This window comes from Nocardia barduliensis (genome assembly GCF_013315795.1).
GTDB lineage: Bacteria > Actinomycetota > Actinomycetes > Mycobacteriales > Mycobacteriaceae > Nocardia > Nocardia barduliensis.
Genome location: NZ_JABLTE010000175.1, coordinates 1 through 10,248 on the forward strand (window position 1 = coordinate 1; position 10,248 = coordinate 10,248).

14 protein-coding genes are annotated in these 10,248 nt (G+C 63.8%); 6 read left to right on the forward strand and 8 right to left on the reverse strand.

Annotated elements, in window-relative coordinates; translation table 11 throughout:
- The 6 genes from HOV91_RS37005 to HOV91_RS37030 all read right to left on the reverse strand — a co-directional run.
- Positions 1–494, reverse strand: a 494-nt coding sequence (locus HOV91_RS37005) for a hypothetical protein (protein ID WP_174189862.1), incomplete at its 3' end; no start/stop codon positions are given.
- 102 nt (positions 495–596) lie between these two features.
- A complete protein-coding gene (locus tag HOV91_RS37010; RefSeq protein ID WP_174189863.1) occupies positions 597–1,034 on the reverse strand; it encodes a hypothetical protein in 438 nt (145 codons plus the stop codon).
- On the reverse strand, positions 1,034–1,486 hold the full coding sequence (locus HOV91_RS37015) for a DUF4254 domain-containing protein (protein WP_174189864.1): 453 nt from the start codon (positions 1,484–1,486) through the stop codon (positions 1,034–1,036). The genes HOV91_RS37010 and HOV91_RS37015 overlap by 1 nt, the downstream gene beginning before the upstream one ends.
- Before the next feature lie 3 nt (positions 1,487–1,489).
- Positions 1,490–1,960 (reverse strand): hypothetical protein, encoded by a 471-nt coding sequence (locus HOV91_RS37020; protein ID WP_174189865.1) that lies wholly within the window; start codon positions 1,958–1,960, stop codon positions 1,490–1,492.
- Entirely contained in the window at positions 1,960–2,121 is a 162-nt protein-coding gene (locus tag HOV91_RS37025; protein ID WP_174189866.1) for a hypothetical protein, read from the reverse strand. The genes HOV91_RS37020 and HOV91_RS37025 overlap by 1 nt, the downstream gene beginning before the upstream one ends.
- Positions 2,118–2,390, reverse strand: coding sequence for a hypothetical protein (locus tag HOV91_RS37030; RefSeq protein ID WP_174189867.1), 273 nt, complete (start codon positions 2,388–2,390; stop codon positions 2,118–2,120). The genes HOV91_RS37025 and HOV91_RS37030 overlap by 4 nt, the downstream gene beginning before the upstream one ends.
- Before the next feature lie 499 nt (positions 2,391–2,889).
- Between HOV91_RS37030 and HOV91_RS37035 the strand changes: the two genes are divergently transcribed.
- On the forward strand, positions 2,890–4,251 hold the full coding sequence (locus HOV91_RS37035; RefSeq protein ID WP_174189868.1) for an NsdA family TPR-like regulatory protein: 1,362 nt from the start codon (positions 2,890–2,892) through the stop codon (positions 4,249–4,251).
- Here the strand turns inward: HOV91_RS37035 and HOV91_RS37040 are convergent, their stop codons facing one another.
- Positions 4,252–4,935 (reverse strand): HAD family hydrolase, encoded by a 684-nt coding sequence (locus tag HOV91_RS37040; protein WP_174189869.1) that lies wholly within the window; start codon positions 4,933–4,935, stop codon positions 4,252–4,254.
- Positions 4,936–5,079: 144 nt separating this feature from the next.
- Between HOV91_RS37040 and HOV91_RS37045 the strand changes: the two genes are divergently transcribed.
- The 5 genes from HOV91_RS37045 to HOV91_RS37065 all read left to right on the forward strand — a co-directional run bounded on the left by HOV91_RS37045 (position 5,080) and on the right by HOV91_RS37065 (position 9,921).
- Positions 5,080–6,402, forward strand: coding sequence for a radical SAM protein (locus HOV91_RS37045; RefSeq protein ID WP_246351493.1), 1,323 nt, complete (start codon positions 5,080–5,082; stop codon positions 6,400–6,402).
- Entirely contained in the window at positions 6,399–7,013 is a 615-nt protein-coding gene (locus HOV91_RS37050; RefSeq protein WP_174189870.1) for a 3'-5' exonuclease, read from the forward strand. The genes HOV91_RS37045 and HOV91_RS37050 overlap by 4 nt, the downstream gene beginning before the upstream one ends.
- On the forward strand, positions 7,010–7,687 hold the full coding sequence (locus tag HOV91_RS37055) for an AAA family ATPase (protein WP_174189871.1): 678 nt from the start codon (positions 7,010–7,012) through the stop codon (positions 7,685–7,687). The genes HOV91_RS37050 and HOV91_RS37055 overlap by 4 nt, the downstream gene beginning before the upstream one ends.
- Complete coding sequence (locus HOV91_RS37060; RefSeq protein ID WP_312884927.1) at positions 7,684–8,514, forward strand: aldo/keto reductase; 831 nt, start codon at positions 7,684–7,686, stop codon at positions 8,512–8,514. The genes HOV91_RS37055 and HOV91_RS37060 overlap by 4 nt, the downstream gene beginning before the upstream one ends.
- 123 nt (positions 8,515–8,637) lie before the next feature.
- Entirely contained in the window at positions 8,638–9,921 is a 1,284-nt protein-coding gene (locus tag HOV91_RS37065) for a helix-turn-helix domain-containing protein (protein ID WP_174189872.1), read from the forward strand.
- Positions 9,922–10,062: 141 nt separating this feature from the next.
- Here the strand turns inward: HOV91_RS37065 and HOV91_RS39625 are convergent.
- Positions 10,063–10,248, reverse strand: a 186-nt coding sequence (locus tag HOV91_RS39625; protein WP_217441542.1) for a hypothetical protein, incomplete at its 5' end; no start/stop codon positions are given.

Below are 10,248 nucleotides of genomic sequence, written 5' to 3' on the forward strand. Positions count from 1 at the left end.
CCGTGGCAGCGGCGGCGAGGCTGGCGGGCGCTCCCGGTCATCAAGTTCGTGACGAGCGCGTCGTAGAGGCGGCCGAGCACCATGAACGTGGGACCGAACGGGATCTGGTCGTGGCCGGGAGGCCATTTGTCGAACAGGGCCGCATACATCGTGATCTGGCCGAGCAGCTCGCCCACGGTGGGCGCGTCGGCATCGTCATCGATCAGCGTGACCAGCTCCGGGCGGTTTCCCAGATGCCAGGTCACCTCGTCATCGATGGCTCGCGCGAGCACCACGGCCTTCTCGCGCACGGCTGCCTGATGGTCGGCGAAGCTCCAGTCCTCGACGGTGCGCACGTCGATCCCCTCGAACTGGATAATCCACACCGTGAGGAACACGCGGGTGGCGTGTTCCAGAGATGATGTCGATTTCTCCACCCCGTCCCACACCCGCAGTAGCCGATCCATACTCGGCAGCGGATCGGGGCGGTCACGAAGATCCGGATTCGCGGACACGGTGTTGTTGCTCCCTTCATCGGGGTTGGGTGGTGGCGGCAGGGGCGACTTCGAGCCGAAGCCCGTGTGCATGTGGGGGAAGGTGTGAATACGTCTGGTGCGCTACACCGAGGTCGTGGTCATCGGTAAGCGGCGGGTACCGGCGAGGAGCTCTTCGACCAGGTCGGCGTAGGCGACGGCGAGGTCCTCGACCACTTCCGCTGATTCCCAGAACACCTCTTCGGAAGCGCCCGCCAGCGCGGTGTAGGTGTGGGCGGTCAACTGGGCGATACGGTCGATGACCTGGCCAATCGCCTCGGTATGCACCCGCGCGCCCGGGACCGGTTGCGGGATCACCACCTGAACCCAGGTGTTGATGGTGTTCATCAACCAGGAACGGTGCGCGTCGATCACCGCCAGCGCCGCCCACGCTGTCTGTTCACGCCGCTGATGCAGCACGGCCAGTTCGGCAGCCGCGCTCAGCACCGGGTCGTCGGCGGGCAGCGGAAAGCCCCGGCAGGCCATCAGCAGTTCGTCCTTGCCCGGCAGCACAGGTCTCATCAGCAACCGTCTCCGAGCGCGGGCAGCCGCACCGACCGCTGAGTCAGCCCGTCGGCGAGATCGGTGTAGCCATCCACCAGCTCCGCCAGCCGATACCAGGCCGCGTGTACCTGCGGGTCGGATACATCCACAGTCATCAACAGGCGATAGGCGCGCACCTGGCTACGGGCGAGGCGGTCGATGACCGCGCCGAGAGTCTCGGTGTGCAACCGCGCCCCCGAACGCGGCACCGGCAGATGCATGGCCGCCCACGAATCGACAGCGAGAACGAGTTCGTCCCTGCCGCACCGACACCCGCACCCCAACCACGCCGGAGGGCCTTGATACAGCCTCCCGAACTCGGCGGCGAACCGTGTCAGCCGGTGTGCGTCGACGTGATGGCCACGGATAGCCGAGAGCAGCGACTCCCCCGACGGCAGAATCCGCACAACCTCGTCTGGGGTGGAGGCCATCACTCACCTCCGCGCCCGCGACGACCGAGTTGGGGCGAGGAGGTCGCGGGCGCGGCACGCCACGGTGGTGCGCGAGGGGATCGATGTGGCGTTGACCGGCTCTGAGATCCAATGCCAGCCGGTCGGGTGATCGGTCATCGGCAACCAGATCCGTTGCCGAGCGTCGAGGACTCGCACCCCGTGCGCCTCCAGGCTCGCCACGGTCGGCGTCGACAATCCGGCACCCCAGGCCGGACCGACCACGAACACCCACTCCCGATCCGGTCGGGCATGGGTCAGGACCGGCACCGACTCGAACTTGTTCGTGTCGAGCAGTGCCTTCCGCACCCGCCCACCCAGCGGCGCGGGCATCACCACCGCACCCAACCTCAGCGACGCGACCAGGAACACGCGATCGAACGCGCACGACACGATGAACCCGCGCCGCCGGTAAACCTCGGCGACCTCCCGCGCACTGTGACATCTCTCGAACATCACCGCACTACCGCCCGAGCCTCGACCATGCGCCATGCCGCCGCGTCCAGAGCGGTATCCAGCTCTGCCAGCTCGAGGGCGGCGGCCTCGTGGCCTCGTGCAGCTCCCGCGCTGAACGCCGCGACCGCCGCAGCCGAGGCCACGGTCTGCTCGCCGGTCACTGCCCTCGCCCCAATCGCGAGAGGGCCTGCGCGGCATCACCGTACGATTCCGCCCGTTGCCCGGAGCAGTCCATCATGGCCAGCCCGACGAGTTCGAGCACCGTCAAACCCAGCGCTGCCGCATAGCCGCGCAGGGCGTCCAACTCCTCGGCTACCCGCAGCGCGGCCCGCGCCTGGACTGTAGATAACGTCCGACCAGGCAAATAGCTGACGACCCAGTAATCCTGACCGACGCTACGAGCGCGATGCCCTGTGTCGGTGCTGGTCATCTCTGATTCCGGGTTGGGTCGTCTCAGCATGTTCCACTGACCTGCTGATGGCCTCGCCTCGCCCCGTCGCCGGACGCTACAGCCCCCGCAGCCGAGACCGCGACCAACTCGACGCTCACCGTTGCTGCCCCAGTCGCGGCAGCCTCTTCACGTCGCACTCTCGGCGGTATGTCGTCGAACAGGCGATCACGCCAACGATCTCCACGATCGTCAGCACCCATGTCGCTTCGCGGATCGGCAGAGTGGGCAACCTCGCAGCCGCAGATTGCGCCGCGAGAGCTGGTTCGTGATCAATTGGGAAGCGGGGATGAGCATGACTCAGGTCCTTCGGTGTCGATGAACGGATTCACGTTCCACAACACCGGTCCCCGTGGACGGAAAGTACCCGCCATAGCACCGCCGATGCGCAGCCACCCCCCGGCTGGTCTGGCGTTGTAGGCGCGCAGCTGGCAATGTCGTTTTCGGTGCTGATCCGATCGCATTCCGAGGAGTGGGGCTTATGAGCACGGTTGGTAAGCGGCGTTATCCGCCGAATAAGCGGCTGGCCTGGCAGCGGCTACAGAAGGGGTGGAGCAGAGAAGAGATGGTTCGGCAGATTTCGTTGAGTATGAAGACACACGGCGAAACTGACACCGGACTGACTGCGGATACAGCACGGCGGTGGGAGTCCGGAGAGCGCTGGCCGGAACCTCGATTTCGTAAACACCTCGTACTGGTGTTCGGACTTCCCGCCGCAGATCTCGGGCTACTCACTCCAGACGAGCTAGCCATGCGCCCGGACGAACCTGACCGGCCGGGATCTGAGATGCTCGATGAATTGAGGAGGTTGATGATGGCTGACAAGGGAGCTGGCTTCGGACGGAAGCAGTTCTTGACTGCTCTTCTGGCAGCGGGCGTGTCACCGGTTGCTGCGTCCGCAATAGTGGGCGAAGCTGATGCGGTCTGGCATCAGACGGGTAAGCAGCGCGACCCCCAAGCGGTCGCCGCTTACCGTAGGATTGCCGCCATCCAGCGTGAAATGTACTGGGCCAGTGAACCGGCGGTTTTGCTCGATGCGGTGCTTGGTCACCTCCGGCTCGGTACTCAATTGCTCGCGGCATCACCTGAGTCGCTGAATGATGGCAATGAACTCGCAGCGGCTGTTGCGGAGACCGCGCTGCTGTCAGCGCGACTGGCCTTCTTCGATCTCGGCCATGCCCCGCTGGCCGAGCGCTGCTTCAGTTACGCTGGATCAGCCGTTGCACAGTGTGGTGATCATTACTTGGCGGCTATGATCGCGGCTCACCACGCGTTCCTTCCGGGATTTGCTGGGAATGCCGTCGCCGCGAAGCAACTCCTCGACGTAGCCACGGCACATGCCAGATACGACAGCGGCCCCCTTCTGCGTGCGTGGTTGCACTGCGTTTCCGCTGAAATTGATGCTAGAACCGATTCGGCGTCATCTGCAACCGAGAGGATTCGGCAGGCCGAGGACTCTCTGGGTACTGGCGGTGTGGACTCCGAACGTCTGGACTTCTTCGATGAAACACGTCTGGCTGGGTTCGCGGGGAACGTCGCACTCCTCGCTGGACAGCATGACTCGGCTGTCCGTTGGCTCGAAAAAGCTTTAGTGCAGATCGATCAAAAGGCGGACAAGCAACGCAGCGTCCTCTTGTTCGACCTGGCCGCAGCGCACGCAGTCTCCAACGCTGACCACGCCGGGACGATCGCGCAGCAAGCGTGTGCTGAACTTGAATCCAACTTCTATCGAACTGCGTACGAGCGTATCCCGGCGGTTCAGCGAGCCCTCAGTGGTACACGCGGTGGTGCGGAACTCGCTCAGCGGGCGAACGAACTCGCCCTGCCAGCCACCAACTCCTGATCAGGCTTGTTGCTCGTTGTATTTGCGCACAAGGTCGGGCAGCTCGGACAGGCTGTTGAGATGGAAGAGGCTGAGACGCTCGATGTCCTGCCCCAAGATCTCCTGGGCAGTCTCGTCACGAAGAATGTGTCCCCACGGCCCACGGCGGATCACAGCAGCGTTGATGCCGAGTTCGATCGCAGGTCGGAGATCGTTATCTATGCGGTCTCCGACGTAGAGAATGTTTTCGGCTGGAACTCTCGCCTCAGCGATGAGGCGCTCGAAGAACGACAACGAAGGCTTGCTGGCACCCCAACTGTCAGAGGTACCGAGTACATCGGTCGGCAGGCGCAAGTCTCGGAGGATGCCTTCGGCTCGCGTGGTCTGATTGCCCGCGATGCCGACCTTCAGGCCCTGTGCGCGAAGTTCTGATAGGCAGGGGCGAACGTCTGGATACAGGTCTTCCTCTCCAAACCACTCCGGTTGGCCGGCCGCGGCTCGACGCTCCCGCTCGGTAGCAAGATCGAAGCCCGGGCGAAAGATCTGGAAGGTTTCACGGTAGTCCTTGCCTTGTGCGATTACGGCACCGAAGGCGGCTGAGAACGTGTGTCGGGGAACCCCCAGCCAGTCTGCCCAGGTCCCGTACTCCCGGGTTTCGTCAACCAACACCTCGCCGACATCGAAGAACACCGCGTCAATCGTCATGCCAGTCAGAATATGCGGCACCGGTGTGCAGACCGTCGCTGACGCGTCCTGGCTGCCCAGTGGCCGCTATATCCCGAAGAGTCCTCCTGTTGAAATCGATGCAGGAGTCCGACGCCCACCGGCCGATTGAGATCCTGCGACTACTTGCGCGAAGACCGAGATCGACGGGGCCGTTGGCTGTCCATCCTGGCCCCGGCTGTCGACCAAGCGGCCATCACATCGCGGCAACAGGTCGAAGCGCAGTCGATCTCGCTTCACACGAAAGACGTTGAGATGAGCAATCCTCGAGATCCGATCATCGCCGAGTCGAAGGTTCAACCATTCGCACGACGGCCGTTGCCGATCTTGTCAACCGACCACCAAGCCGCGCTCGACCCGCGCCTGCAACGGGTGATCGACTACCGAAAAAGCGGGCTGAGCCTGAACTGGATCGTCGGCTGCCCACTTGACTGCACCTACTGTGTGCGCCACACATTCGGTAACTACGAGATGAAGGTTCCCCGGCGGCTGACGGACGAGCCGACGGCGGCGCGAATGCTTCTGCACGACAAGCACTTCCGACCCAACGTGACTCCAATCCAGCTCCTGAACCGGGCCACGGACCCGATGCTGCCCGCGGTGAAGCCGCACACTCTCGAGATGCTGCGGCTGCTCGATGAGCAGGGCATCACCAACCATGTCTTGGTTATCACCCGCTGGCGGATAGAGCCTGAAGACTGTGCCATCCTGAACAGCTTCAGCAATATTCGCCTGACTATCCTAATCACTCACTCCGGAATCAACGACTCTCGTATCGAGCCGGTCGACTGCGATATCGCGGCCACATCCCTGCGGATTGCCTTTGAGCATGCCGAGAACTATCGGGTCATCCTGTACTGGCGGCCCATAGTTCCGGGACTCAACGATTCCGATGACCACCTCGAACGAGCCCGCGATCTGTCCCACCACGCGCACGCCACCGTGTTCACCGGTCTGTTCTTCAAAGATCAGATCCGCGAGTACTACAAAGCTAACGGCCTACCTGAACTATACGACCAAGGGCCATCGCGTAAGATATTCCCCGAACGACTTGAAAAGCGGATTCTCGCCCACCGTAGCGAATTCGGATCTCCACTGTTCCGTAAAACTTCATGCGGGGTCACCTACGTACACCAGGTCGCCGACTACAACGGCCACTACGGCGTACGTGAATTGTGCGATATCTGTCCGCGCGCACAGATCCTGCGGTGTGCTGCGGATTGGCGTCGTCCAGATCGGGAGCCGACTTCAGCTTGGGTCGAGCGCCTGGGCGGGCGGATGCTGGAAATCACCGAAAGGGCGGTGATCGTGGAGGGGCTGCCCGAAGGGCGACGGAACTTCCTCCAGCACAATCTCGGATATCAGGTCAACGACCGCGAGCGCCCACACCATGTCGGTCGGCACGGACGCGCCGACATCGGCTGGACCGACCAGGAGGCAGCACAATGATCGTTCCGAATGCATTGCACGGCAGGGACTTCGCCGTTGTCGACGTTGAAGGAAACGGACAGACCCCACCCGAGATCATCGAGATTGCAGTCCTCGCGATCTCCCGCCAGACAGTCGATGTCGAGGGAATGCAGTCTTGGCTGATCCGACCTCAACGACCGATCACGCCCATCGTGACCCGCAAGGTCCACGGCATCACCAACACCGACGTCGCTGACTGCCCGATCTGGGCCGAGGTCGCTGGCCAGGTCGAGGCCGCAGTGACCGGTCGAATTCTTGTCGCGCACAACGCCAACCTTGAGCGACGTGTCCTGTCTGAACACCTTCCTGAATGGGCCCCGCCGCTGGTGCTCGACACTCTGCGGTTTGCCAAGGCCGTCTGGCCCGGCCTGCCCGGCTACAGTCTGGACAAACTCGTCACACACGCGAGCCTGGACACCACTGCGATCACCGGCCATGGACACCACCGCGCCGGATGGGACACATGGGCGGCCTGGCAACTCCTGGCTCGACTCGTAGACGACAGCGGATACGACTGGGACGAGATCGTGCAGGCAGCTGCACCGGCCGAATTCGTGGCACCGAGAGAACCACAGGGACGGTTGTGGTGAGCGCCGACTTCGCACGCCCGGTCACCATCGCTGTGACCGGCACACACTCGACCGGCAAGAGCACCTTCCTTCAGCGTCTCGCCGAACGACTGCGCCGTGACCGCATCGACGTCGCTATCGTCGCCGACCTCGGTGCGGAGGCCGCCGAACGAGGACTCCCCATCCTCGACCAGCACAACTGGGTATCCACCCTGTGGATCATCGCCCGGGGTATGTCACTGGAAGCGGAGACATGGACACGCGCCGACGTGGTCCTAGTCGACCGACCAGTGTCCGACGCGCTCGGATACTACGAAGCCGCGCTCGAATACCGCGGCCAGCAATCGAATCCAGCGAACATGTGTCAGCTCGAAGCGATGGTCACAGGACACGTTCGCAACTACGACCTCATTCTGCGCACGGTGCTTGACCCGACAATTCCACTGGACCTGAGTAAACCCCGCGGCACCGACCTCACCTTCCGCGCGCTCGTTGACCGGCAAATCGCAAAGGTCAGCGAGCGACTCGGAATCGACCACGACACCTTGCCCGCCAACAGTCACGATCGAGCACTCATAGAAGTGATGGCCATCATCAAGGGGCATCTCGATGGGATCGAAAAAGACCACAGGGTTGAGCCGCAGCTCCACGCCGAGCAGTCACCTCAACTCGTGCCGCGGCAAGAAAGCCGGTGACAGCGGTGAACACCCCGTGTGCGGCAGCGAGTGGCCAATTTGCGATCGGCGGCGATTTGTCGGTCAACCGAATCGGCTACGGGACCATGCAACTCACCGGCCCCGGTCACTGGGGTTACCCCACTGACGAAGCTGGTGCCGAGCGCATTCTACGACGTGCTATCGAACTCGAAATCAACCACATCGACACCGCCGACGCTTACGGCCCGCATGTCGCCGAGCACCTGATCCATAGCGCGTTGCACCCTTACCCAGATGACCTTGTCATCGCTACCAAAGGCGGCATGACCAGGCAAGGACCAAACCTCTGGACCCCAGTCGGTCGGCCCGAATACCTACGCCAATGCGTGGAGATGAGCCTACGACGCCTGCACCTCAACTGCATCGCCCTCTACTACCTGCACCGCATAGACCCCTACGTCCCACTCGAAGACCAAGTTGGCGCCCTGGACACCCTGCGCCAACAAGGCAAGATCCGCCACATCGGTCTATCCAAAGTGACCGTCGAACAAATCGAAGCCGCTCGCAAGACCGCTCCGGTCGCCGCAGTACAGAACCGGTTCAACCGCAGTGAACCCAATGACGAAGTCCTCGACTACTGCACCACGAACCGAATCGCCTATGTGCCCTATGCTCCACTCGCCGCCGGAGCGCTGGTAGCTCATCGAATCGACACCGACAAAGCCGCAGCTCAGTCACTTCGATGGCTGTTGGAGCAATCGCCGGTAGTCCTCCCGATACCGGGTACAGCATCGCTCTCGCACCTCGACCAGAACGTCTCCGCAGTCACGACGGCCAACTGCCACCGCGCTGGCCGGGCTCGATGAAGCTGCACGCAACCGACTCGCATTCACCCTCGGCTCGGGCCATCGGCCTATCGTGGACGAAAAACACAGGGCAAGGTTGAGAGCTGGGTGGGGACATGCTCGAGACAGGACGACCGACGTTGGGTGCGATGCTGGCTCAGGCTCGCCCGCTACGCGGGACTGCCCAGGGCCGTCGTGGCCAAGCGATGCCGGGTCGACCGCTCCTATATCGCGCATGTCGAAGCCGGTCGGGCGGTACCCGGGCGCCGGTTCTGGATCGCCATCGACGCGGCAGTCCGAGCCGGTGGAGCGCTACTGACCGCCTTCGACGCCCATACCGCTCATCAGTTCGCAGTCGATCCCGCCTTCTCGGCGGCGGTCGGCCTGCACCAGCTTCCCCTCGACCTGAAGGCGTGGATCGATATGAACCGACGTGAACTGCTGGCCTTCCTCGGCGCGGCCGGGACGCTGCCCGCCGCTGCCGTGCTGGCCGGACTCGACGAAGCATCACGAAGCCGCCTCGGATACGCCCTCGGCGGCAAGGTCGACCAAGCCGCCATCGAACAACTCGAAGCCGTCTGCGAGGTCACCGCCCAGCAGTACGAGTCTTTCGGCCCTCGCGCTGTGGCCGCGATCCGGCGCGGACAGGCCGAACTTGTCGAAACCCTGCTCCCGGACTGTTCCTCCAAACTCAAACCCCGCCTCCACGCCGTCCGCGCCTCGCTGGCGCGAGTGATCGGCTGGCAGGCATACGACTCTGGCGACACGCGCGCAGCCGCCGCCCACTACGAAGTCGCACGCACAGCGGCCGACGCCGCCGCCGACCCGGCGCTGACCGCGCTCGTACTGTGCAACGCCTCCCTCGCTGCGACCCGCGAGGGACACCCCGGGCTCGGAGTCGACCACGCCGCAGCCGCCCACTGGTGGGCCACCCAATCCCGAGACCGACTGCTCACCGCCTACGCCTTGGACATGGCTGCTGAGGCCCACGCCGAACGAGGCGACGCCCGCCAGTGCCGTAGCGCATTGGATGAGGCCAACGACCTCATCGACAGCGCAGAGGCGACTCTGCCGGCCTATGTGTTCGATCCGGCGATACACCACGGCTTCCGCTCGGAATGCCTCGTGAAACTGGGTGATCGACAGCCAGCGGTCACCGCGGCGCGGCAGTGTGTCGACCTCATCGACCCGGCCTACGCCCTCTCGCGAGGATTCGCCGATATCGGGCTCGCCGCGGCACTGTGCCAGGCCGGGGAGATCGAGGAGTCCGCACGTATCACCCGCGTCACCAGCGCGGTCGCAACGGCGTACGGATCACCCCGTCTCGCGACCGAGGTCCAAACAACCCGCCTGGCTCTCAAAACGGTCGCACCGGACGCGCCGGTAGTACGAGAACTCGATGAATATCTCGCCGCCACCGGCGCCTGACGGAATTCTCACGTGCTGTGTTGCCTCGGACCCGGCGAGGCGCGGCCGAGAGTAGGGCGCGGGGCTGGTGCCCGCCGTTCCCCGCGCGGAGGTACCGGCGGTGAGGCACTTCGGATGCGTCACCCGCCGGGTCCACCGCGACTACCCGGTTCTGTCGTGTTCCACGGTGGTGTTCTCAGCAGCGAGGGCGGGTGTGCCGTAGGCGAGGAGGACGTCGGGGCATTCGCCGTAATCGCTGATCTCGAGGCTCAGTGAGAGGGGCTGATCGGTGCCGGGTGTACGGACATGGATCGGTGTCGGGCGGGGGCGGTCGTAGGTGACTTGCAT